The sequence below is a fragment of the Mucilaginibacter aquaedulcis genome, assembly GCF_030409325.1.
GTDB classification, from domain to species: Bacteria; Bacteroidota; Bacteroidia; order Sphingobacteriales; family Sphingobacteriaceae; genus Mucilaginibacter; species Mucilaginibacter aquaedulcis.
Window position 1 is genome coordinate 579947 of record NZ_JAUFPR010000004.1, and the last position, 24395, is coordinate 604341.

19 protein-coding genes and 2 tRNA genes are annotated in these 24395 nt (G+C 42.8%); 10 read left to right on the top strand and 11 right to left on the bottom strand.

Features of this window, described 5'->3' with window-relative positions; all coding sequences use genetic code 11:
- The first annotated feature begins 9 nt into the window (after positions 1–9).
- Complete coding sequence (locus tag QWZ01_RS20820; protein WP_290326729.1) at positions 10–1335, top strand: D-alanyl-D-alanine carboxypeptidase; 1326 nt, start codon at positions 10–12, stop codon at positions 1333–1335.
- 131 nt (positions 1336–1466) lie between these two features.
- Here QWZ01_RS20820 and QWZ01_RS20825 read toward each other — a convergent pair whose 3' ends face one another.
- Entirely contained in the window at positions 1467–2033 is a 567-nt protein-coding gene (locus QWZ01_RS20825; protein ID WP_290326731.1) for a hypothetical protein, read from the bottom strand.
- A gap of 91 nt (positions 2034–2124) precedes the next feature.
- On the bottom strand, positions 2125–2931 hold the full coding sequence (gene murQ / locus QWZ01_RS20830) for an N-acetylmuramic acid 6-phosphate etherase (RefSeq protein ID WP_290326734.1): 807 nt from the start codon (positions 2929–2931) through the stop codon (positions 2125–2127).
- Between the two features lie 101 nt (positions 2932–3032).
- On the opposite strand from murQ, the gene QWZ01_RS20835 reads away from it, so the two are divergent.
- Positions 3033–4619 carry a S41 family peptidase gene (locus tag QWZ01_RS20835; RefSeq protein ID WP_290326736.1) on the top strand — a complete coding sequence of 529 codons (1587 nt, stop codon included), beginning with the start codon at positions 3033–3035 and terminating at the stop codon, positions 4617–4619.
- Positions 4620–4684: 65 nt separating this feature from the next.
- On the opposite strand, the gene der is transcribed toward QWZ01_RS20835, so the two are convergent.
- On the bottom strand, positions 4685–5986 hold the full coding sequence (gene der / locus QWZ01_RS20840; RefSeq protein ID WP_290326738.1) for a ribosome biogenesis GTPase Der: 1302 nt from the start codon (positions 5984–5986) through the stop codon (positions 4685–4687).
- Between the two features lie 139 nt (positions 5987–6125).
- Entirely contained in the window at positions 6126–7001 is an 876-nt protein-coding gene (era, locus tag QWZ01_RS20845; RefSeq protein ID WP_290326740.1) for a GTPase Era, read from the bottom strand.
- 144 nt (positions 7002–7145) lie between these two features.
- On the opposite strand from era, the gene QWZ01_RS20850 reads away from it, so the two are divergent.
- Positions 7146–7218, top strand: a tRNA-Met gene (locus QWZ01_RS20850).
- A gap of 112 nt (positions 7219–7330) precedes the next feature.
- Here the strand turns inward: QWZ01_RS20850 and QWZ01_RS20855 are convergent.
- Positions 7331–7756 (bottom strand): toll/interleukin-1 receptor domain-containing protein, encoded by a 426-nt coding sequence (locus tag QWZ01_RS20855; protein ID WP_290326741.1) that lies wholly within the window; start codon positions 7754–7756, stop codon positions 7331–7333.
- A gap of 624 nt (positions 7757–8380) precedes the next feature.
- Between QWZ01_RS20855 and QWZ01_RS20860 the strand changes: the two genes are divergently transcribed.
- Positions 8381–8983, top strand: coding sequence for a peroxiredoxin (locus tag QWZ01_RS20860; RefSeq protein WP_290326743.1), 603 nt, complete (start codon positions 8381–8383; stop codon positions 8981–8983).
- Positions 8984–9070: 87 nt separating this feature from the next.
- On the opposite strand, the gene QWZ01_RS20865 is transcribed toward QWZ01_RS20860, so the two are convergent.
- A complete protein-coding gene (locus tag QWZ01_RS20865) occupies positions 9071–9520 on the bottom strand; it encodes a GNAT family N-acetyltransferase (RefSeq protein WP_290326745.1) in 450 nt (149 codons plus the stop codon).
- 326 nt (positions 9521–9846) lie between these two features.
- Here QWZ01_RS20865 and QWZ01_RS20870 point away from each other — a divergent pair, with 326 nt between their 5' ends.
- From QWZ01_RS20870 to QWZ01_RS20885, 4 genes are all read left to right on the top strand, one after another.
- On the top strand, positions 9847–10488 hold the full coding sequence (locus QWZ01_RS20870) for a C40 family peptidase (protein WP_290326747.1): 642 nt from the start codon (positions 9847–9849) through the stop codon (positions 10486–10488).
- A gap of 109 nt (positions 10489–10597) precedes the next feature.
- Positions 10598–10670 (top strand) — tRNA-Met (locus tag QWZ01_RS20875).
- Between the two features lie 195 nt (positions 10671–10865).
- Complete coding sequence (locus tag QWZ01_RS20880; protein ID WP_290326749.1) at positions 10866–11297, top strand: VOC family protein; 432 nt, start codon at positions 10866–10868, stop codon at positions 11295–11297.
- 209 nt (positions 11298–11506) lie between these two features.
- A complete protein-coding gene (locus QWZ01_RS20885; protein ID WP_290326751.1) occupies positions 11507–14911 on the top strand; it encodes an ABC transporter permease in 3405 nt (1134 codons plus the stop codon).
- A gap of 137 nt (positions 14912–15048) precedes the next feature.
- Here QWZ01_RS20885 and QWZ01_RS20890 read toward each other — a convergent pair whose 3' ends face one another.
- From QWZ01_RS20890 to QWZ01_RS20910, 5 genes are all read right to left on the bottom strand, one after another.
- On the bottom strand, positions 15049–15525 hold the full coding sequence (locus QWZ01_RS20890) for a DUF1772 domain-containing protein (RefSeq protein WP_290326753.1): 477 nt from the start codon (positions 15523–15525) through the stop codon (positions 15049–15051).
- Between the two features lie 5 nt (positions 15526–15530).
- Entirely contained in the window at positions 15531–15959 is a 429-nt protein-coding gene (locus QWZ01_RS20895) for a DUF4267 domain-containing protein (RefSeq protein WP_290326755.1), read from the bottom strand.
- 80 nt (positions 15960–16039) lie between these two features.
- Entirely contained in the window at positions 16040–16615 is a 576-nt protein-coding gene (locus QWZ01_RS20900; RefSeq protein ID WP_290326757.1) for a Crp/Fnr family transcriptional regulator, read from the bottom strand.
- A 17-nt stretch (positions 16616–16632) separates the two neighbouring features.
- Positions 16633–20301 (bottom strand): ABC transporter permease, encoded by a 3669-nt coding sequence (locus tag QWZ01_RS20905; protein WP_290326759.1) that lies wholly within the window; start codon positions 20299–20301, stop codon positions 16633–16635.
- 178 nt (positions 20302–20479) lie between these two features.
- A complete protein-coding gene (locus QWZ01_RS20910; protein ID WP_290326761.1) occupies positions 20480–21496 on the bottom strand; it encodes a sensor histidine kinase in 1017 nt (338 codons plus the stop codon).
- 448 nt (positions 21497–21944) lie between these two features.
- Here QWZ01_RS20910 and QWZ01_RS20915 point away from each other — a divergent pair, with 448 nt between their 5' ends.
- Positions 21945–22763: an AraC family transcriptional regulator gene (locus QWZ01_RS20915; RefSeq protein WP_290326763.1), complete on the top strand. Its 819-nt coding sequence runs from the start codon at positions 21945–21947 to the stop codon at positions 22761–22763.
- A gap of 40 nt (positions 22764–22803) precedes the next feature.
- Positions 22804–24348, top strand: coding sequence for an FAD-dependent monooxygenase (locus tag QWZ01_RS20920; RefSeq protein ID WP_290326765.1), 1545 nt, complete (start codon positions 22804–22806; stop codon positions 24346–24348).
- Positions 24349–24395: the final 47 nt, after the last annotated feature.

A 24395-nucleotide genomic window follows, 5' to 3' on the forward strand; every position in this document is an offset into this window, starting at 1 on the left:
AATATTTTTATGCTAAAATCAACTTTTGTATTTCTGGTAATTATTGGCGGCTTATTGCTGTGTAATGATACCGTTTATGGACGTTCAATTAAAAAACGGAAGATAAAAAGGCAGTTTAAGCACTCGCAAATAGTTAATGATCATTTTACCGGGTTTGCCTTGTATGACCTGGACAATAAAAAAATGATATATGAATTAAATGCAGATAAATATTTTACTCCGGCATCAAATACTAAGTTATTTACCTTTTATACCTGCCTTAAAATGCTTGGCGATTCGATACCGGCACTGCGTTATGAGGCCCGGAACGATTCGCTGGTATTTTGGGGTACGGGCGACCCCTCCTTTTTGCATAGCGACCTTAAAGGGATGAGTGCATACAGCTTTTTACAGCACAGTAATAAAACCCTCTATTACTCGGCAACGGGTTATGATAATGATTTTTTTGGATCGGGCTGGGCTTGGGATGATTATGGCGATTATTACCAGGCCGAGATAAACGGACTGCCCCTCGAAGATAATGTAGCCCTGATCTACGCAGATCATGATGGCAACCTGCAGGTTAAGCCTAATTATCTGAAACGCTTTTTAAGCCAGGATACCAGCTATCACCCTAAACGTTTTAATGTTAAGCGCGATTTTGTAAGCAATAAATTTAGCTATCCGGTGATGGATGTGCCTGCAAATTTTAAACAGGAAATACCCTGGAAAACCAGCACCGAACTAACGTGTGCCTTATTGCAGGATACGCTGAAAAAACCGGTATGGCCAGTAAACCTGCCGCTAAGCAGCAATGCCAAAACCATATACAATGCCAGTGCCGATTCTGTTTACCGCCGGATGCTGCAACCGAGTGATAATTTTATTGCCGAGCAACTGCTACTGGCCTGTTCATCCGTAAAGTTTAATACGCTGAATACCGATTCGGTGATTAATTATTCAAAAACTCACTTTTTGAATGATTTGCCAGATGTGCCCCAATGGGCTGATGGTTCAGGACTTTCGCGCCGTAATTTGTTTACGCCACGCAGTATCATCGCGCTTTTATGCAAAATTGAGGATGTGGTAAAGGACGAGCAGCTTTTGCATAGCATGATGCCCGCAGGCGGCACAACAGGCACCATCAGAACGGCTTATAAAACCGATAACGGACAGGTGTTTGTTTGGGCCAAAACAGGATCATTAGGTAATGTTTATAACCAGAGCGGATACCTGGTAACCCGAAAAGGCAAACGCCTGGCTTTTTCATTCATGAATAATGGCTTTACCCGCCCAACTAAAGAGATCAGGGATGAGATGGTCAGGATCATGACCTATATTCACGAGGAGTTTTAAAGGGAGGGGGAAAGTTTTGTAAAATGTGTCATTCCGATTGAGCGCGGGTAGGGATACGGGGTGTGCGAAAGAGAAAACATTTCTCGTCGTTCCTCCTCGAAATGACAATACTGCAGCACAATTTTTTAAGTTTAGTTCAACCGCTTTACCATTTGCTCTTCTACCATTTTAAATACCTGGATGGGTTTTAGGGTACGCCAGCCAAGGTTATCAAGCACACCGCCAAAATTGATGTAATAATCAATATTGTTGCGCTTAAATTCGTCAATTACATGTTCGCGGAAGTTGATGCCTGCAATCCAGCCGTCCTCTATATCCTGAAACCACTCTTCATAATACAGATCATCGGATGAGTGAAAGTTGAGTACATTCTCCCCTATCAGTATAAAATGATTAATACCACTATCTATCATCAGCTCCAGTAGTTCGCGTTTAAGCAGCATGATGTCATTATTGATAGCATCGTTCCATTCACCTATAAATTCAATAATGGTATAGCCTTTTTCGTAATCGGCAAACAGTACTTTTAGGTACAGGGTATTGGAACCAAAGGAGTCCCACTGTGGGTGCAGCAGATAGTTATACACCTGCTTATCAAACTCAAACTCATTATATTCAGTAGCATAAAAAGGCGAATATTCGTCTTCAGATGCTATATAATCATCTCTCCAGCGGTAATATGGTTCTATCTCGTGCATAGCTCTTTCTCAATTTCAAATATGCGAGTTTCAGATGAGAGGTTGATTTTAATTCGCATGTCTGCACATCTGAAATCTGCACATCAATTCGTTATTTTTTATAGTTGTCAACGGCGCTTCTAACACTTCCGTATTTCTTTAACAGCGCTGCGGCATCATCTTCATTTAACCCGGTTTCTTCCATCACCATACGGGCTCCGCGGTTAACCAGTTTATTGTTGCTTAACTGCATATCAACCATTTTATTCCCCTTTACACGGCCCAATTGTATCATAACGCTGGTACTTAGCATGTTTAAAACAAGCTTTTGTGCAGTGCCGGCCTTCATGCGGGTTGATCCGGTTAAAAATTCAGGTCCGGTTACTACCTCAACCGGATATTGCGCCTCGGCGGCAACGGGGCTGCCACTATTACAAACAATGCATCCGGTTACAATACCATTTTGAGCGGCAGTTTTTAGCCCGCCAATAACATAAGGTGTAGTACCCGATGCAGCAATACCTACTACAACATCCTTGTCATTTATCTGAAATGCCAGCAAATCTTTCCAGGCTTGTTCGGCATCATCCTCTGCAAACTCAACAGCTTTGCGAATGGCGCCATCGCCACCGGCAATAATACCAACTACCATATCAAACGGAACCCCGAACGTTGGGGGGCACTCTGAAGCATCAACAACACCTAAACGACCGCTGGTACCTGCGCCTATGTAGAACAGCCTGCCGCCTGCTTTCATGCGCGAAGCGGTTATAGCTGCCAGCTGCTCAATTTGCGGCAATGCTTTTTTAACAGCAAGGGGAACTGTTTGGTCTTCTTTGTTAATGTTTTCAAGTATCTCAAGAACCGATAGCTGTTCTAAATTCTTGTAGTGCGATTCCCTTTCGGTGATGGTTTCCATTAATTTCAAATAATTTATAACAAAATTCGGTAAAAAACATCAAATGCAATGATGCCAATAAAAATTATTGATAACGCATTGATTAACTTTGCTCACAGAACATGAAAAAGACTGCGGGTGTTATTTTTAGGACAATGATCCTGGTGCTGTTAGGTATTGCTATTGGGTTACTGATAGGCGATGGTAATTTTGCTGACCGTAACCTTGGCTTTTCATTTTCAGGTAATGATAAAATTTCAAAAGTTCTGGAACTGGTTGGTAACAACTATGTTGATAGCGTGAATGTTGACAGTATCGAGGGGGTATCAGTTAATAATATGCTGCAGAATCTTGATCCGCATTCACTTTACTTACCACCGCAGCAGGCACAATCAATTAATGAACGGCTTGATGGCGGCTTTAACGGCATTGGCATTGAATACCAGCTGCTGCGCGATACACTGGTTATTACCCAGGTATACGAAGGCGGCCCCGCAGCCCGGGCAGGCTTGTTGGCCGGAAGCAAAGTGCTTACGGCCGATGGTAAAAAATTCTCCGGAACCAAACTTACTGCGGACAGGGTAAACAATATTTTCAGGGGACAAAAAGATGCGGTTATCCTGTTAGGCGTTGCCGAAGGTAGCGGCATAAAAACATACACTATAAAACGCGGACGTGTTGATTTAAGCAGCGTGAACGCGGCTTATATGGTTAACAGCAATACAGGTTATATCAAAATAAGCAAGTTTGCATCAACTACCGATATTGATTTCAGGAAAGCGCTGAAGCGCCTTAAAACCGATGGCATGAGCAAGCTGTTGCTTGACTTGAGGGGCAATGGCGGTGGCTACCTGAATGCAGCAACATCCATGGCCGACGAGTTTTTGGATAAAGGCAAGCTGATTGTTTATACCAAAGGCGTGCATGAACCGCGTACTGATTACTTTGCTACTGATTCGGGAGCGTTTCAACAGGGTAAGGTAACAGTATTGATTGATGAGTATTCGGCATCGGCAAGTGAAATACTTGCGGGGGCCTTGCAGGACCTGGACAGGGCCACCATTGTAGGCCGGCGATCGTTTGGTAAGGGGCTTGTTCAGCAACAGTTTCCATTTGAAGATGGTTCGGCGGTAAACTTAACGGTTGCCAGGTATTATACCCCATCGGGCCGGTCTATCCAAAAATCATATAAGGGCGGGCTTGATAGCTACCGCAATGAGTTGGCCCAGCGGATGCAAAAAGGCGAACTGTTTTCTGAGCAAAGCAACCGGAGCGATTCAATTTTTAAAGGCACATCTTACCACACCCTTAACGGGCGCAAGGTTTTTAGCGGTGGCGGTATTATGCCCGATGTTTTTGTACCGGCAGATACTACACAAAATACCATGGTAATACAAAACCTGCTTGACCAGCAGCTGTTTTCGGCCTACGTGATTGACAGGATGCAGCCTGTTTTAAACAAATTTACAACCGATACCGATTTTATAAAAAACTATACGATTACTGATGAGGACTTTCATGACTTTATCCTTTACTCATCGCAAAAGCTTAAAGAAATGGATTCGCACGAACTGCTGATATCCCGTGACTATATTAAAAGTGTATTGAAGGCCAACGCGGCCCGCTTTAAGTGGGGCGATAACGCTTTTTACCAGGTAATGAATGATAACGACGAAGCCTTTAAAAAGGCAGTCGCGACTATTAATTAACTTTCGCACTCAGAGACATCCGGATATAAAAAAAGCACCTTTTAAAGGTGCTTTTTTTATGCTGATTATTTTTGTCTGAACCACACCTGTATCGGTGCGCCCGAAAAATCAAAGTTTTCTCTTAGTTTGTTTTCAATAAAACGGTAATACGGTTCTTTTACATACTGCGGTAAATTACAGAAGAACGCGAACATGGGTGATGAACCTGCAATTTGAGTAATGTATTTGATTTTAACGTATTTCCCTTTGATAGATGGCGGCGGATAGGCTTCAATGATGGGCAGCATTACCTCGTTCAGTTTAGAGGTGGATATTTTGCGGGCACGGTTTTGATAAACCTGGTTGGCCACATCAATTACCTTTAACACACGTTGTTTTTCGGTTACTGAAGTAAACACGATAGGCACATCGGTAAATGGCGCTATTTTCTCGCGGATCTGCTCTTCAAAAACTTTTACGGTTTTGTTATTTTTCTCAATCAAATCCCATTTGTTTACCACCACCATGATACCTTTTTTATTCTTTTCGGCCAAGTGGAATATATTGATATCCTGCGATTCGATACCTTCAACAGCATCAATCATCAGGATGATCACATCAGCTTCTTCCAGGGCTTTGATGGTACGCATCACCGAGTAAAACTCGATGTTTTCTTTCACCTTGGTTTTTTTACGCATCCCGGCAGTATCAATCAGCATAAAATCATGCCCGTATTGGTTGTAGTGGATGTGTATAGAATCGCGGGTGGTACCTGCTATAGGGGTTACAATGTTGCGGTCTTTACCGATAAGCGCGTTGATGATGGATGATTTACCTACGTTTGGCCTGCCCACAATGGCATATTTGGGGCGGGTGTTCTCTTCCAGAACAACATCCTCACAATGTTTAACCACTTCGTCAAGCAATTCGCCGGTGCCAGAGCCCGTCATTGACGAAATGCTGTAGATCTCGCCCAAACCCAGGCTGTAAAACACCATCGAATCGGCAACCTGGCTGTTATTATCCAGCTTGTTTACTACCACAAAAACGGGTTTGCTGCTTTTACGAAGGCGGGTGGCAATTTCATCGTCAAGATCGGTGATGCCGGTAGTAACATCAACAACAAATAAAATAACGGTGGCTTCCTCAATAGCAATATCAACCTGCTCACGTATGGCAGCTTCAAAAACATCATCAGAGTTGGCTACGTAGCCGCCGGTATCAATAAGGGTAAACTGGTGGTTAAGCCACTCGGCCACACCGTAATGCCTGTCGCGCGTTACGCCGCTAAAATCATCAACAATGGCTTTACGGGTTTCGGTTAAGCGGTTATATAAGGTTGATTTGCCCACGTTGGGCCTGCCCACTATGGCTACTATGTTACTCATGGTTGTTAGATTTAAGAATCAAGAGACAAGAATCAAGACAAACTTATCTAAAGTCGGTCTATATTTCGCACTCTAATTCTTATTATATTGTTATTAATTTAACTCTTGTATCTTGATTCTTACCTCTTGACTCTATGGATTACTCGTATCCGAATTTTTTAAGGTAATTTTTTTTGCTGCGCCAGTCGGGGATCACTTTGACAAACATTTCCAGGAAAATCTTTCGCTGAAAAAATTCTTCCATATCGCGGCGGGCATAGGTGCCTACAATTTTAAGCATTTTACCACCCTGGCCAATGATGATGTTTTTTTGCGAATCGCGTTCCACAATAATTTCGGCGCTGATGCGGTGCAGTGTTTCGCCTTCAATAAAGGCAGTAACAATAACTTCGGCGCTATAAGGGATCTCCTTTTTGTATTGTTTAAGCAACTGCGCGCGGATCATTTCTGACGCGAAGAAACGGTCGTTACGATCGGTAAGCGCGTCCTTTTCGTAATAAGCGGGGTGCTCGGGTAGGTTTTCAACAACAAAATCCATTACAGATTTAATGTTGTGCTCATGCAGGGCCGATATGGCAAAAACGGCTTTAGGGTTTAGCTTCTCCTGCCAAAACTCTACTTTCTTTTTTACGGTTTCCTCGTCGCTTTGGTCAATTTTGTTAATGAGCACGGCAACCGGGGCCAATGAGCCTTCCAGTTTTTTCAACACATCGGTTTCATCATACTCCTCGTAAATATCAGTAACGAGTAAAATAAGGTCGGCATCAACAATAGAACCATCTACCTGGTGCATCATGCTTTCATGCAGGGCATAGTGCGGTTTGATAACACCGGGCGTGTCTGAAAACACGATCTGGTAATCGTCGGTATTTACAATACCCAAAATGCGGTGACGTGTAGTTTGCGCTTTTGGGGTAATGATTGACATTTTTTCGCCAACAAGGGCGTTCATAAGGGTTGATTTACCTGCGTTGGGTTTACCAATAATGCTTACAAAACCTGCCTTGTGACTCATATAAAAATAATTAAAAATATATTTGGACTGCAAAGAAACGAATTATATCTTTGCAGTCCAATTAAAACGGAGTGCAAATTGCATTTTGACAATTGGAAGGAACTTTCCGAGGTTATGACGGAATGCAACATATAAGAATAACAGTGCGGGATGGAGCAGTTGGTAGCTCGTCGGGCTCATAACCCGAAGGTCGTAGGTTCGAGTCCTGCTCCCGCTACAAAGTAAAGGCCTCTTAGAGAAATCTGAGAGGCTTTTTTGTTTTTCAATATTTTGCCGGTGAATATTCTTGATTTAATGATTTGAACTTAAGAAAGTTTATAGAACATGAGTTAATAACAAGGTTCGACAGCGACCAGTTCTGCTAATTTGGCGGCTATTTCTTTCATTGTTTCTTCTGAAGTGCTAAGACCGCTTCGTGAGCCGAGCAAGGGACTTACATCACGTAAAGCTTCATACGTCGTGTTGTGCATGATTGGAACAAGTAAATCTCTGGCTAATAGTACAGAAAGCTCTTTGTCGGCGATGCCCTCTCCTGCAAGGCGACGCAGTAAAGCCGGAGTTACCAGCACAATTCCAACCCGTGACTTTACCAATCCCTTGTCGATTTCGCGAAGCAAGGATGAACCAAGCAAGACATCTTTTTCGCTGAACCAAACCGAAACATTATTAGATTCAAGGAGATCATGTAATTCCTTCGCAGCTCCTTGTCGATCATCCCATGCATGGCAAAGAAAAATGTCGCGTAGGTCAGGCAAAGAGGATCTCTCCTCTACATTTTCACGGACTGGTGTGAGAGTACGAACCTCGGCGGGCGTATAAAGAACAGATGAACCCGCTTGAGACCAACGAGGCTTAATGCTCCGACCCGACCCGTTGCTGCTACTGCGGCTTCCCGAGTTGCTTGTTGACGAAGGGTTGGTTGGTGAGTAAGACGGGTAGGAATCGTAGGATGGGTAGGAGCGGTAGCTGCGACTACTACATGCTGGACAGGCTGCTGCTCCGCTCGCTGTGCGGTGTCCATATGTTGGGGCTGTACATCTTGCCATGTTTTTACTATTTACTTAATGATTAAGGTTAAGGAATTATTTAAGTTGCAAAATACATAATCTTCTCCATCTTAATAATATATAATTATTAACAACCGCTTAGTAATTAGAAACTTTGACGGAATCCACTGTGTAATTCGATTTTGAGCTTCTGCCTCGCTTCCGCAAGCCACCCCCCCTGCTTCTGCAAACCTCCGGCTTGTGGCTCTTAATAATTTATTTCAAGTTATCGATTAGAATAAATCGCAGTAAAATTTTAATGACAGTAAACCTTTTCTCTACTTCTGTCGTAGCTTTGATATAACACCATTAAAAAATCAAAACAATCTCGCTATGTTAAAGAAATATTATTGCTTATCGTTTTTAATCTTCGGCTTTTCACTTTTGATAGCCAGCTCCGGCTTTGCCCAATCAAAGATGTTATCTAAAGGAGATAAAGCACCTGTGTTTAGCGCCCAGGCCAGTTTGGCCGGCAAGGAATTTAATTTCTCATTAAAAAATTCGCTTGCTAAAGGTCCAGTTGTGGTTTATTTTTATCCTTCTGCTTATACCGGCGGCTGCGATGCCGAAGCACATGCCTTTGCCGAACAAAAGGATAAATTTACCGCGGCAGGTGCTATTATTATCGGCGTATCCGGAGATGATATTCAGCGACTGAACACATTTTCTGCCGATCCAAATTACTGCGCAGGCAAATTCGCCGTTGCATCAGACGCCGGAGGTAAAATTGCACAAACATACGGCCTGGTAATGTCTTCTCCTAAGCTTGGCATGAAAGACGTGCGCGGAATAGAGGTTAACCACGGTTTTATACCACGTACAACCTATGTGATTGGTAAAGACGGTAAAATTATAGCAGTGTTTTCATCAACAAACGATCACATTTCGCCTACTGAACATGTTGACAAAGCATTGGCCATTGTAAAAGGAGCATAATTCAATGGTCCTGGTATAAATTTTGAATTTGTAGTAAAGCCTCTCATAGAAATTTGAGAGGCTTTTTTCGTGATTGCAGTACAGGCATCATTCAATGGCATACACCATAGTTCCCGCTTCTACCATTTCCTGAAACCCTGATTTGATATAGAAATCGAAAAGTGGCCTGCGTGTAAATAGCATAATCATTTTAAGATCTAATTTTTTCACCTCCTCTTTTACAACAGCCATTAGGCCGCTGCCTACCCCCGTGCCCTGGCAATTCACAGCTACAAATAATTCTTTCAAAATAAAAATGCTGCCACTGTAGTAAGGCTCCATATTCCCTATGGCACAGCCAATTATTTGTCCGTTTCTGCGGGCTGCCCATCCCATAAAATTAGGGGTATTGTAGTAGCAGGTTAGCAGGGCTTTTGCTGTCTGTATGTTCCAGTTATCGTTCCAGGGCTTCGCGTTGTATGCCGCCGGGTAAATTTCGACGCATTGTTCAAGTATTTCAATTGCCTTTATGTTATGTATTATAATGTTGTGCTCCATTGTGAATTCTTTTGTTGGATGCATTTTAGTCGGAGTAGTTGTTAATTCCTTACAAACTGTTTTGGCTCCCTCCTGCCCTCTCTTTTGTTTGATTTGGTATACCGCAATGAATTAAATCACTATATTTAATACCGGTCAGATCAATTGATAAACGGAAAGATCCTCGTGTACGACGAAAAGATTCGCCACTTTCCACCTACGGCCGCCAAAAAATAGCAGCTTATTCGTATTGTTAATACAATAAGCCCAAGAGGTTTTTAACAAAAAACAGGTCAATGTTAAAATCTTAGTGACGGGAGCAAAGTTTTTTTGCCTATTATTACGGCATGCATTTTCACGTTGGCTTCAAGGTTCTTGTTTTGGCTTCGTTATCATTGATGAAGCCTGAGCGTGAATCTTTAATAACCAGGCATAAAACAAAAAAGATCGTAAAGATGCACAGATCGCATCACGATCATCCCCGAACGGTTGTGGATACAGCTATTTTAACTGGCTGCACCAGCCCCGACGAGTTAATAGCGTTTGCCAAAACACTCAAGGGGATCAGGTACCGGTACGGTTCTTCAAACCCGGAAAGGGGCTTTGATTGCTCCGGATTTGTTAATTATGTATTTAATCATTTTGGAATAGCCATCCCCAGGAGCTCTTCAGATTTTGCTGGTGTTCAGGGAAACAAGGATCTGAGCGAAGCTAAATTCGGCGACCTGATATTATTTACCGGTACCAGAACACATAACAGAGGGCGGGCCGGTCACATCGGTATTATTGTATCGCAACCGGGCGAGCCTATCACTTTTATACATTCCACATCTGGCGCGGCCAATGGTGTTACGGAAACAACCCTGAACGATTATTATATGGGCCGGTATATCAAAACCATTCGCCTTTTTGCTGAAAACAATGATACGCCTGATGAACATCTTGTTTCAGCTTCCGACTCTACCCAGATCAATAACGGGTCCCTTTAGTACAGGTTTTTGTTTTAATTAAGTAAAATAAGAGGAGTAATCTGCACTGCTCAATTATATATTCGTCAATTACCAAAACTTATTATACATTTGCAGCCCATCAAAACAGTGCGGGATGGAGCAGTTGGTAGCTCGTCGGGCTCATAACCCGAAGGTCGTAGGTTCGAGTCCTGCTCCCGCTACATCGAAAGTAAAAAGCCTCAAGTCGAAAGATTTGAGGCTTTTTTGCGTTCAGGAGATTTGTATATTAGTGGTGCAGTGAAAATACCAACCACAGGCTTAAATCGCTCGGATGAATGTAAAGCCTATCTGAGGGCTTCAGGATGGGGTATACTGTGCTTTTAACAACGCTTAAATTAACCATTTAAAAATAAATTATGAGAACAATTAACCCCTGGATCAACTTCAATGGAAATGCCGAAGAAGCTTTCACTTTTTACAAATCAGTTTTCGGTGGAGAGTTCACAAAGATTATTCGGTTCAAAGATTTATCAAGCGCGGAATTTCAGGTGCCGGAAAACGAAGCCAATAAAATTATGCACATTGCTTTGCCAATTGGTAAGCACAATGTGTTAATAGCCAATGATGTTCCCGAATTTATGGGACGGGTAAATGAAAATGAAAACAGGTCTAAAATAGCCGTTAGCACAGAAAGCCGGGAAGAGGCCGACAAAATATTTAACGGGCTATCAGCAGATGGAGCTATTGAAGGGCCCATTGGCGACAGTCCATGGGGTACCTACGCCGGAATGTTCAGAGACAAATATGGCATCGAATGGATCGTAGAATTCGACCCTAATAGTAATTGATAAATTTAAAACAGAAAAGCCATGCAGCCCGCATGGCTTTTCTGTTTAGTACATAAGGGAATTAGGAATATCTTTACAAAATTCCTGAGGTTTCAAAACCGGACGCTCAGATGTTCGGTTTTATTACAACGGTCGATTTGAATTTTTGCGTAATTTTCTGTTTTTCAATAAATTACAAGTTTGGAATAAGGATTGGGGTATTCCTATAATTGAACCCACATGCACTCCATATTGATCTGTATAACATGGCCTCCCTGGTGGCCATGCTCATCGGGCTGGCTTTCAGCTTGATCGTGTGGTTTTCCAAAAAAGGAAACAGAAGCGTGAATCGCCTGCTTAGTCTTATCCTCGTCACCATGGTTTTGTGGTTGCTGAGAGCTGTTTGTATAGATATCCAATTAGAAAATTATTTTAAACGATGGAGCTGGTTCCCGTTTCAGTTTTTGCTGACACTTGGCCCGCTGGTATTCTTTTATGTCCGCAGTATTGTGCGGCCCGAAGAAAAAGTTACAGCTAAAGATCTGCTGCATTTCAGTCCCCTGTTGTTGGAGCAAGGTATACACCTGTTAACGATTATCCAAAGTGAACACACCGGCGCGGCAACCTATAACACATCGGTTTATAAGCAGTGGCACCCGGTGCTACAGTTGTTGGCCTTTATTTCAATCGCGGTTTATTTGTTCCGGTGCGCTAAACTTGCAAAATATCCTGTGCGGGTTGATCACAATAAGATCCCGGGCAAGGGCATTTTGTATGTGAGCCCGTCCGCAACAGAAAAGCTGATACTAAAAGGATATTGGCTGCGGCATCAAATGAAGATGGGCCGGTTTTATTTAGATGCGGAGCTGAGCTTAAATTCTTTGGCTAAAGAGCTCGGTATTCCTATCCATGAATTATCGCGGATCATCAATACTGGTCTGCGCAAAAACTTCAACGATTTTGTTAATGAATTTAGGATAAAGGATGTAACCCGGAAAATGAAAGATCCGGAATATGACCGGATAACTCTTTTAGGCATTGCGTATGATTGTGGCTTCAACTCAAAAACCACTTTTAATCGTGCCTTCAAACAAATTAAAGGGAAAGGCCCAGCCGAATACAAGGCTAAACTAAAAAAAGAGCGACCAAATCATGATTTGGAACCTCCCTCATCATCTTCAGCAATAATTTTACGTCACCGTGCCGTACCGGTATGGTCTGGTGAAAAATTAAATCGCAATCATATGTTTCGTAATTATTTGAAGATAGCATGGCGCAACACGCTGAACAACAAAGTTTATAGCGTACTGAATATTGCAGGGCTGGCCGCAGGTATGGCTGTGGCGCTGCTGATTGGTTTATGGGTAACGGATCAATATTCGTATGACAGGTTCTTGCCTGATTATGCACGATCATACCAGGTACAAATGAACCTAACCTCGCAGCACAATGGCACATCAACCCAAACATCCATAGCGCTTCCTTTGGTTAACGTGTTACGGAAAGAAATTCCGGGAGTACAATACGTGGCCGAGGCCGACAATATAGGCTGGATGAATCACAATTTATTAGTGGGTGATAAAAAGCTGTATCTCGGCGGAGGGGCCGCCGGGGCCGATTTCTTTAAAATATTTAAATATCCGTTTGTTAAAGGCAATGCTAATTCAGCATTAAAGGATATTTACACCATTGTGCTCACAGAATCAACGGCCAAATCGCTGTTTGGTGATGCCGACCCGATGGGGAAAATGGTGCGTTTTGATAATACACAGAATTTAAAGGTTGCCGGGGTTATTAAGGATATTCCTAAAAATGCAACGCTGCAATTTAATTATCTAACACCTTTTGCTTACAGTGAAGCAACCCAGAGCTGGATCAGGGATGGGCGCACCAAATGGACATATAATTCTTTCACCGCTTACGTGGCGTTACAGCCGGGTGTAAGCTACGCACAGGTTGCACCTAAGATCAGGGACATTGTTGAAAAAAGAAGCCCGGAGATGAGATCGTCTAAGCCGGAGGTTTTTATGCAGCCTTTAGCCGACTGGCATTTGTACAATGATTTCAAAAACGGAAAGGTGGCGGGCGGCTTTGTGGACTATGTGCGTTTGTTTGGTATCATCGGTATACTGGTATTGGCAATAGCTTGTATCAATTTCATGAACCTATCAACCGCGCGATCTGAAAAACGGGCCAAGGAAGTTGGCGTTCGCAAAGCCATTGGTTCGGGCCGTGTGGATCTGGTTTACCAGTTTTTGCTGGAGTCTGTTTTGATCACATGTTTATCGTTTCTGTTATGTCTGCTATTTGTTCAGCTGGCTATTCCCTCGTTCAATACCTTAACAGGAGTTTACATCCGCATCCCGTTTGGTAACATCGGTTTCTGGTGCATCATGATCGCTTTTGTACTGTTAACCGGCTTAGCTGCTGGGAGCAGGCCGGCATTTTACCTGTCGTCATTTAACCCGGTAAAAGTACTGAAGGGAAGTATTCAAATTGGTAAAGCGGCAGCATTGCCGCGGAAGGTATTGGTGGTGGTGCAATTTACCTGCTCAGTCGCACTGATCATCAGCACCGTAATTGTTTACCAGCAAATACAATATGTGCAGGATCGCCCCACTGGTTACAAGGCCGAGCGGCTCGTGATGACCGATATGAATGGAGATCTTCCCAAACATTATGAAGCCCTAGGAAATGACCTGCTATCATCAGGATTGGTGGAGAGCATAGCGTCGTCCACATCGCCTGCAACACAGGTATTCAGCCATTTTTCACTGGAGAAATGGCCGGGGAAAAACGCCGGGGAAGAAGAAGTGAATATTGGCGCGATATGGGTGTCAGACGATTATTTTAAAACATTGGGAATGACTTTTGCCGCAGGACACAATTTTACAGGTGATTGGAAAAGCGACTCACTCAATGTGATCGTGAATGAAGCAACGGTAAGGCGTATTGGCCTTAAAGATCCTGTGAATCAAATGATAACCTGCAATTTCGGCAGCAAGCCGGTAAGAATTATCGGCGTGGTGAAAGATGCCCTGATGGAATCGCCCTACAAGCCGGTAGCACCAGCCGTTTTCGGTCATAATCCTTATGGCTTCGTTATCACCTATCGCTTGCCTAAAAATGCCAATACACACACTACCATTGAAAAGATCGGCAAGGTATTTCAGAAATATAACCCGGCTTTTCCTTATCAGTATAAGTTTATAGATGATGAATATGCGAGCAAATTTAACCTGGAGGTACTTGTAGGCAAACTGGCTGGTGTATTTGCCGCCCTTGCCATATTTATTTCCTGCCTGGGCTTATTGGGTCTTGCTGCTTACGTTGCTGAACAGCGCACCAAGGAGATCGGTATCCGCAAAGTTTTAGGTGCATCAATTATACAGGTATGGATGCTGCTATCGCGCGATTTTGTGGTGCTGGTGTTAATCAGTTGCCTCATAGCTTCGCCGATAGCGTTATACTTCCTGGAACATTGGCTCGATAAATATGCATATCGGGTGAGTATTGGTCCATCGGCATTTATTGCATCCGGAATAGCTGCGATCATCATCACCCTGTTAACCATCAGTTTTCAAGCCATAAAAGCCGCGCTGACCAACCCGGTGAAAAGCTTACGGAGTGAGTGATTCTATTGGTTCACTGAAAGAACTTAGGTCATTAAACATGCGACCTGGGATTTAGTTGATACATTTTGTAATGCGTTCCGGGGTGAGATACGGAACGCATTTTTTACGAAATCGTGTTAACCAAATCTTCAAATTATCTATTTACCGCTGGTGACTAAAATTCCGGAAATAAGTGCACCCATGGCGATTGTTAACAGCAATGCACGGTAACTGATAACACTATCCCATCGTAATTGTAGTGATCGAATATCTGCCGGTGTTTTTTGGGCCATAGCTGCAGCCGACATCTGTACATTGATAGGCTTGGCTACGCGCAAATAAATTATTAGATGTGAGATAAGTGCTATTAAAGCTACACCTGAATAGATAGCCAAGGCAGAGTTATAGTTCAAAACTGTGATTAACAAAGAACTAACAAGGCTGGTAGCTCCGATTAAAGGCATCCTTTTGTCAGCGATTAGATGCGTGTGCCCCATTAAATCTGCAATAGCAGAATCGCTACTCAGGGAAACGGCTTTTTTTACAACGATTGCATGAAAAACATCTGTACCATAAACCACCCCGGTAGTTAAAATAGCTATGGCTAATAGGATTTGATTGATAAGCATATTCATTTCTTTTATTCTTTTGATGATTGTTTACCTGCACGGAATAACAGAAAGCTATTTGCGATCATGATCAGAGCCGTTACACCATGAATTAAAAGGTGTTCAACATCTCCAATGCCATTAGTTGAAAATATGATCAGGAAATCGACCGCGGGAACAATAATAGTGGTTGTAAATACCCAGGCAGTGGCTTTCCGCATCTGCATTGCTAATAGAGGCAGTAAAACAATGCCCGAAAAAATATCGCGAATACCCTTTATTTTGCCATAAGCTGCATCATGTTCATTATTAAATGAAATGCCATATCCTATGGCGCCTACCTGTGGCTGCAGAATAAAACGTGCACCAATAAAAATAATTCCGAGTGCTAATAAGAGAGTGATCCAGTAAGAAACTGAATGAATACCCCAGTGATGTTGTTTTTTGATTTGTGTTTCCATTATTAATTTGAATAATGGTACAAATCTCCTGAACTGAACGTCCTTTGTCGTTCACCTCGGTTAACTAATAAAAAAACAGATTATTTTTGTGTTACCAGTCTTTTCCGGATCCGGGATAAAGATTGAGGTTGGATCCCGACATAAGAAGCTATATAATACTGCGGAATCCTTTGCACAAGATTTGGATAAGACCGCAAAAACTGCTGATATCGCTCAGTGGGAGAATCCTTGTAGAAGGATTTTAGCTGCTCCATGCTACTTAGGAATACATTTTCGATCGCTAAACGGCCTAATTTTTCGCCTTCATTAACACTTGAATACAGCCGTTGCAAATCTGAGAAACTGATTATTTGCAAAAAGGTATCTTCAATGGCTTGTATACTGGTATCAGAAGAAACCTGGGGAAGAAAGCTCTGATAATTAGAAATGAATTCACCGTCCTTATTAAAAAACAAGCTTTTCTGATTACCATTATCATTCATATGATAACGTACCAGGCCTTTTTCTATAAAGCCTACATAACGGCATATTTGCCCCTCTTCGAGAAAATATTCGCCGGATTTTAATTCAAGAGGTTTAAATAAACCGGTTAATATTACTTCTTCATCTGCACTGATCTTAATCAGGTGCCTTATGGTGGCTATAAGTAGGTTCATGGGTGTTATTTAAAGATTTACTCGTTCCTGAGGCTTTTGACCGGATTTGCTAATGATGCTTTTATGGCCTGGAAACTTATAGTTGCCAACGCAATAACTATGGAAACAAGCCCTCCGGCTGCAAACAGCCACCAACTGATGTTGATGCGATAAACATAGTCCTGCAACCATTGATGCATATAGTACCAGGCAATAGGTGCTGCAATTGCAAAAGCAACAGTAATGAGTATGATAAACTCTTTTGAAAACAAATAAACAATACTGCTTGCTGTGGCGCCAAGTACCTTACGAATCCCAACTTCCTTTACCCGCTGTACTGCCATAAAAGAGGCCAAACCATACAGGCCGAGGCAGCTGAGGAATATGGCTATTGCTGCAAAAATTTTGTACAGTTGCGATAACTGATTTTCCTGTTTGTAAAAGCTTGCAATTTTATCATCCAGAAACTTGTATTCGTAAACAAAATCCGGAAAGGTTTGGTCAAATACAGTCTTAATTGATCCTAAAGTAGAAGACATGTTGGCTGTTGTTAGTTTTATGCCAACCTGGTTGTACATGGCTATGTCGGTAGTAATGAGCAGCGGGGCAAGATCATTGCGGAAAGAACGGTCATTAAAATCTTTCAATACGCCAACAACGGTTCCTTTGATCTGGTCGTGCCAGGTGGTCATGTGTTTGTTTAAGATATCCTCAGGCTTTTTGAGGCCAAGCTTTTTTACGAGGGCTTCGTTCACCAAAAACTCTCCCGCGGTATCAGCCGGGCGCATATTTCTGCCGGCTATCAGTGGTAGTTTATAAGCGGATATATATTCCTCATCAGCAAATTTGGTAATAACCTGGAAGTCTGTTTGTTTTACTGCATGATTATACTTGATGATGCTCCACAGATCGGTACCGTTTTCAACCGGGGTATTGGAGCTATAGCTGACGCCCTGCACGCCATTTACTGACATTAGCCGCTTTTTCAGGTAGCTCAGCTTACTGAGGCGAACACTATCTACACGGAAAGGAACGTTGATGATGGCGTCTTTATCAAAGCCCAGCGGTTGGTTCATGAAATAATCCATTTGCTTTACAATGATCAGTGTGCCAATGATCAGCACCTGCGCAATGATGAATTGAAACACAACCAAGCCTCGACGTAATGAAATTCCTTGTGTGTTGGGTATCAGCTTATTCTTTAAAGCATTAACAGGGTTAAAACCCGATAAAACAATGGATGGATAAAAGCCCGCGAGCGCGGTTACAACAACAGTTACCGTTAAAAGAAATAAAATGATTGCCGGATTGCTGAATATGTTGAAGGCAAGCGAGAGTTCTAAAAGCCCACCCACTGAAGGTAATGCAAAAACGGTAATGATTGCGGCAAGTAATACAGCGCATATAACGATCAAAAATGTTTCTACAATGAACTGGAGCTGCAATTGAGATTTATTACTCCCCAAAACTTTGCGTACACCAACCTCTTTTGCCCGGTTAACGGCTTGAGCGGTAGAGAGGTTGATAAAGTTTACACAGGCTATTAACAGGATGAACGCGGCTATAAGCCACAATACATTCAGCAATTGGTGGCTGATTGTTTTATTGCTGTAGTTGCCAACCTGGGTGTCATAATGCACGTCGCTTAATGATTGTAAGATATGGCTATCCTTATTGCCGGAAGACTCTACCGTTCGGCAATAGGCCCTTAATTGCTGATTAAAATTACTGGCAGAGGTGTTTGGGGGCAACAAAACATAACAACCAAAACCGGCTACATTGCCATCCCAATCGGCAGATTTTGCCAGGAAATCCCCTGTAAAGCCTGTTCCGTAAGATACTACCACCTTTAACTGAAAATCTGTATTTGCCGGTATGCTGGCCAATATGCCCGAAACTTTCAATACATCGGTACCGTGCTCAAACATGTAGCCGCCCATTTCCAGTTTAATGGTTCTGCCTATTGCTGTTTTCCAGTCGCCGAAATATTTTTCTGCTATTTCTTTCGTGAGCAGCACGTTGTTTGGGTCTTTTAATGATTCATATGAACCAGCCAGCAACGGAAAATCGAAAACTTTAAAGAATGACGGCGACGCATAGAATACCCCGTGCTGCTCTTTAAAACTCTTTTCGGTATTTCCATTTTTACCAATAACGAGTAGCTGGTCATCATGGCTTACAAATACCGGTGCTACCTGTTCTATCAGGGGGAAGGCCGTTCTTATCCCCACAGGCATAGGAAAAGGGAAAGCTTTTCCGTAAGTAATATTTCCTGTTTCTTCGCTGTGATATTCGGTTAACAGGCGATAAATGCGATCTTTCTTTTCGTGAAAATTATCAAAGCTTGTTTGAAATTGTATAATGATAAATATCACCATACACACTGCAATGCCCACGGCCATACCAGTAACATTAATTGCGGTATAACTTTTATTGCGTACAAGATTGCGCCATGCAATTTTTAAATAATTCCTAAACATATGATAGCCGTTTATTTTTTCAGAAAACCACTGTAGTGCGGTTTTACGATGCAATATTACCGGCGTATTTTGAGTTTGACTGCTCAAGTTATAAGATGGGAACTCTTTTTTCAGGTCGTTTTTATATTCGATCGGGCTTTTCCCCGTCACCTGTTTAAAAATGCGGTTAAATGTGCTTTGCGAGTTAAACCCCGATTCGTAAGCTATACCGAGTAAGGTGATATGGTCATAAGCGGGATCCTGCATTTTACGGGCTGCCGCTTGCACGCGGAATTCATTAATGAAATCATTAAAGCTTTTTTTCAGCACCGTATTAATTACCCGGGATAGCTCATGAGTAGTTAATTCAAGCTTTTCGGCCAATGAACTTAAGCTTAGTTCCGGATCCTGATAATATAGGTTGGCTTGAACAGCTTTTTTTAGCCAGGCACCCTTTTGCCGCAGATCGGCAGGGAGTAACGGCTTTAAGACGGGTAAAGTACCCGTGATTGTACCAATCTGCGGCCTTAAAAAAGCCCGTGCTGCCATCCATATAAGCATCATCATTAAAAGGAGGTACAAGGGGTAATAAGCCTGTGAGGTTAATCGGTAGCTGTAGTAAAAGTAATCCACAGCTACAAAAGGTATCCATAACAGCCATAAAAGACCAAAGCCTGTTACTAAATTATTTATCCATCGCAGCTCGTAACGATACCGGTCGTTTCCGTTAAATTTTTGCTGACTGTAAAAATTTTCTATACGCTTGCGGCAGTTGTGGAGATAAATGATAACCGAAACAAAGGCCATTAATTGCAATGCCGGGTTGAGGTGTTCAAATACCAGCGTGTTATAGGTTTCCGCACCAGTTTTGTTGCTTTCAAAAATGGCTAAACCATGAGCACCCAGTTCCACTAATAAAGGGCAGAAATGCAAAAGATCCTTAAACCGGAATTTGTATTGAGGCTGGGTTATTTTACGTACATAAAAATACATGAGCGGTCCAAGAGCCAGCGAAAACTGAAATGGCAAACGGCTCCAAAAGGGAAAATAAGCCGTCAGCCCGATGTCAATAGCAAATATTCGCGCCAGCCACAATGCTGCAACAGTCAAAGCCAGAGCTAAAAAACGGTTTGCTGGTCGGTTGGCCTTCCTGGTGAACCATAAAAGCAGGATAAAGGTCAGGCTGATAAATATCGCGCCGAAGAACGCAACATCATAAAGGGTAATATGGAATGTGTACGATTTCAAGTAAATAAATGAGTACCAATCGCTGTTTCAAACTCGCAAAGTATTAAGTTATAAATTATCAACGGATTAGTATGAATAGATAACGTATAACTAACTAAAATACTATAATTTCTAAATCAGCACGAAATCGGTTTGATGTTGGCTCTGCTGGTTATCATTAAAAGTGGAGAGTTCTTATTTATTGATAAAAATCCGTTTCCGCTGGCACAAAAACAAAAAAACTGGACCCCTGGCCTACCGCGCTTTCAAAACCGATCCGGCCACCCTGGCGCTCAATAAATTCTTTGCATAAAAGCAGGCCCAGGCCAACCCCTTTTTCGTTGTTTGTTCCAAAATCGGGTTCAGTATTAATGGAGAATATTTTTTGCTGTTTGTTTGGCTCTATTCCTTTGCCATTATCACTAACGGTTATCTTACATTCGTGCTGCACCAAGTGTGCATGTATTTTAATAACGCCGCCATTTAGCGTAAACTTAATGGCATTGCTAATGAGGTTACGCACTACCAGTTGCAGCATATTCATATCCGCAATTACCACCAGAGCGGGGCTGATCTCGTAGCTTAAGGTAATATCTTTTTTAGCGGCCTGCGTTTTACCCATATCAAGCGTGCTTTTTATGGTTTCAAGCAGGTTTTCCGACATCAAATTAACCGCCGGCCCTTCCATTTGCGATTTAGACCATTGCAGCAAATTGGTAAGCATATCCATTGTGCCGTTTGTGGCAGCCAGCAGTTCCTGTTCTATTACTATACGCAATGGGCTGTCCAATTCATTTTCATTCAGCAGCTCCAGGTAATTTTGTATGTTAATTAACGGTGTGCGCATATCATGCGATATGATAGACATTAGCTTATTCTTTTCCGCGTCGCTTTTTTCCAGCTGTTCTTTTTGCAGTAATATATGTCTGTTTTGTGCCTCAATGGCCACTGCCTTTTCTTCTGCGGCTACACGTTCCTTATCATAGCTTTTGCGGATGTATTTTATAACAATATAGATAGCAATAACAGGTATTGGGAATGCAGTGATCCTGTCTATGAGCTCACCCTTACCCGCTTCAAACGGATGTTTAACCAGGGCCGGATAATAATATGCCACCAGGTGCAAAACCATAAAACACAGGATGTAAGTAACCAGCCAGGCCAGGTGCTGCCTGTAAGGGGAAATAGCAAACACCAGCACAAGTATGCGGGCCAAATAATATCAGTTGAGCCATTAATGCCCGAATTGGTGAAATAATTAAGGGAGAAGATAATTAACCCGGTTAATCCCAATAAAAGGCTGCTGTGTGGTTTGTTATGATAACGGGAGTTGTAATACTCGTATAAAAAAAGCAAACCCAATAATAAACTGGATGCAGAGCCAACGTATAGTCCGGCAAAAAAGTTATAAGGGACATAAAAAGCAGCCAATATTGTTAAACCAATACTGATGGAATGAAATATTCTGCTTTCTAACGAAAAATCTGAAGAGCTGCCTATTAGCTTAAGCCAAACCGCATTCATGTTTTTTACCATAGGCTAATAGTAGCGGTTAAAATTAATAATTTAATATTATAAATAAGTTACGCTGGCTTAACATGATGCGATTTTATAATCTGCTGGTTTCGTCTTTCCAATAAATCCTCAATATGCTATCTTTAAATATGTACCATCAAGAATTTGACCCCCCTGAAGAGCTACGGGATACCATTAGGTGTTTTTGGTACAACAAGCGGGAATCTGAGGAAATACCCTCAAGTTTTGAGGTACAGCCCGATGGCTATGCCGAAATTATTTTTCATTTCGGAGGCGATTGCAGTATTATGCGCAACGGAAGCCTGCAGTTGCTGCCGTCACCGTTTATGATGGGGCTGCTTAATCAGCCGGTTATATTTCATACCAAAAGCAGCCTGGAAATTATTGCTGTGAGGTGTTTCCCGTGGACAGTTTTTGATCTGCTCGGCTTACCATCGGGTAAAAACGGTGTGCATATATTTGAGCACCCTATCGCGCAGCTTCAACCCGTGTTAAATAAATGGATAGCGGCGGGTAACATAGATGAAGCAATTGCCCAGGTAAAGCAATATTTTCTGGATGCCCGATCGCACATTGCAGCCAGCAGTATGTTGTTCAAGGCTGGAGTGGCTATGAGGGAAGCAAACGGAACCATGCCGGTAAGCGGAGTGGCTGCAGCGGCTCATGCCACCATTCGTACGCTGGAACGGAACTTTAAACAATCTTCAGGGCATACGGTAAAAGATGTATCTGCACTGATACGCTTTGAGCAGGTACGGAACCATTTATGGATTCAGCCGGATATTAATCTTGCCGGATTGGCGCACGAGCTCGGTTATACAGATCAATCGCACCTAAGTCGGGAATTTAAGCGCTACAGCGGTAGTACACCCGCCGCATTTGCCCGAAAAGCAAAGAAAGGCAAACAAGCGGTGAGCAACGATTTTGTCGCATTTATACAAGCCTAAGGCTATGGCATTGCGGAGTTTTGTAGCTCAATCATTTAATATGAAAGCTATAATCGAAAATAAATCCGCACAAAATAATTCAATTTACGATGTAATTATTTCAGGAGCAGGTCCGGTAGGTTTGTTTCTGGCTTGTGAGCTGGCGTTGGCCAAATGTTCTGTACTGGTACTGGAAAAGGCCGGTGAAGGTAGTTCGCCCTTAAAAAAACTCCCTTTCGGTATCAGGGGGCTTTCCGCTCCTTCCATTGAATCACTTGATCGCCGTGGGTTACTGGCAGAATTGGAGATACACAAGCATCTTAAAAACCCTCATCTTAATGCTGCCCAGGGGCCGCGTCGGCAGGTGGGGCACTTTGCTGGCATCCCATTTCATGAAAGTGATATTGATGATTCAAAGTGGCCATATCGCTTACCAAGCTCAACCGAAACCAGTTTAATTTCGGAAATAGAAGAACTTGAAACCATATTTACCCGCCGCGCAGAAGCGCTGGGTGTACAGATCATGCACGGACTTGCTATTACCGGTTTTCATCAAACCGCAGATGAGGTAACTGTTCAGTCGGGCGACCAATCTTTCCGGGGTAAATGGCTGGTTGGTTGCGATGGTGCCCGCAGCGCGGTTCGTAAGGTTGGTGGCTTTGAGTTTGCCGGTACGGAGCCTGAATTTACAGGCTATACAGCTAAAGTTGATATCACTGATCCGGAAAAACTAAAACCAGGTCGTAATATGACCGAAGAGGGTATGTATATCCAGTCGCAGCCGGGTTATGTTGTGATCCAGGATTTTGACGGTGGGGCATTTCACAATTCAGAAAAGCCCATCACACAGCAACATGTGCAGAAGGTATTGCGCCGGGTATCAAACACCGCCGTTACCATTAGTGCCCTGCATATTGCCACCACCTGGACCGACCGGGCACGACAAGCCACCTCCTACCGCAACGGGCGGGTATTTTTAGCCGGTGATGCCGCCCATATCCATGCGCCGTTGGGAGGCCAGGGACTTAACCTGGGCTTGGGTGATGCCATGAACCTTGGCTGGAAACTTGCGGCCACCATCCATAATAGAGCTCCGGAAAACTTATTGGATAGTTATTACGCTGAGAGGTACCCGCTTGGGATACAGGTGTTGGGTTGGTCGCGTGCGCAGGTTGCCATCATGAAGCCCGATCCGCAAGCCCGGGCATTGAATGCTATTATCCGCGACCTGTTGAATACAAGTGATGGTGCTACTTATTTTGCCTCACGTGTTTGGGGAATTAATATACAATATGACCTCGGCGGAAACCATCATTTAGCAGGCAGAAGCGTCCCCAATTTTGAGTTTGAGGACGGTACCAGAATCGGTGAATTAATGCATAATGGCAAAGGAGTACTGATAGACTTTGATGGTAACGATTCACTGAAAACGGCAATTACTGGATATGACGAGCAAATAGTATATGTTTCGGGCCGGGCGAAAGAACAATTAGGCCAAAGGGCCTTGCTGGTAAGGCCCGATGGAATTATAGCTTGGGCTGCTGATAATAACCCGGATCATGGCGAGTTGCAAAAGGCTATTGATAGTTGGTTTGTGAGCAATTGAGCTTCATGAATAAATTTATTTTTATATGTTTGAGTATTCTCAATAGG

Excerpts from the sequence above, each read along its gene's own strand:
- QWZ01_RS20820 (WP_290326729.1), top strand. The coding sequence starts at position 10 with ATGCTAAAATCAACTTTTGTATTTCTGGTAATTATTGGCGGCTTATTG.
- QWZ01_RS20825 (WP_290326731.1), bottom strand. The coding sequence starts at position 2,033 with ATGCACGAGATAGAACCATATTACCGCTGGAGAGATGATTATATAGCA.
- murQ (WP_290326734.1), bottom strand. The coding sequence starts at position 2,931 with ATGGAAACCATCACCGAAAGGGAATCGCACTACAAGAATTTAGAACAG.
- QWZ01_RS20835 (WP_290326736.1), top strand. The coding sequence starts at position 3,033 with ATGAAAAAGACTGCGGGTGTTATTTTTAGGACAATGATCCTGGTGCTG.
- der (WP_290326738.1), bottom strand. The coding sequence starts at position 5,986 with ATGAGTAACATAGTAGCCATAGTGGGCAGGCCCAACGTGGGCAAATCA.
- era (WP_290326740.1), bottom strand. The coding sequence starts at position 7,001 with ATGAGTCACAAGGCAGGTTTTGTAAGCATTATTGGTAAACCCAACGCA.
- QWZ01_RS20860 (WP_290326743.1), top strand. The coding sequence starts at position 8,381 with ATGTTAAAGAAATATTATTGCTTATCGTTTTTAATCTTCGGCTTTTCA.
- QWZ01_RS20865 (WP_290326745.1), bottom strand. The coding sequence starts at position 9,520 with ATGGAGCACAACATTATAATACATAACATAAAGGCAATTGAAATACTT.
- QWZ01_RS20870 (WP_290326747.1), top strand. The coding sequence starts at position 9,847 with ATGCATTTTCACGTTGGCTTCAAGGTTCTTGTTTTGGCTTCGTTATCA.
- QWZ01_RS20880 (WP_290326749.1), top strand. The coding sequence starts at position 10,866 with ATGAGAACAATTAACCCCTGGATCAACTTCAATGGAAATGCCGAAGAA.
- QWZ01_RS20890 (WP_290326753.1), bottom strand. The coding sequence starts at position 15,525 with ATGAATATGCTTATCAATCAAATCCTATTAGCCATAGCTATTTTAACT.
- QWZ01_RS20895 (WP_290326755.1), bottom strand. The coding sequence starts at position 15,959 with ATGGAAACACAAATCAAAAAACAACATCACTGGGGTATTCATTCAGTT.
- QWZ01_RS20900 (WP_290326757.1), bottom strand. The coding sequence starts at position 16,615 with ATGAACCTACTTATAGCCACCATAAGGCACCTGATTAAGATCAGTGCA.
- QWZ01_RS20915 (WP_290326763.1), top strand. The coding sequence starts at position 21,945 with ATGTACCATCAAGAATTTGACCCCCCTGAAGAGCTACGGGATACCATT.
- QWZ01_RS20920 (WP_290326765.1), top strand. The coding sequence starts at position 22,804 with ATGAAAGCTATAATCGAAAATAAATCCGCACAAAATAATTCAATTTAC.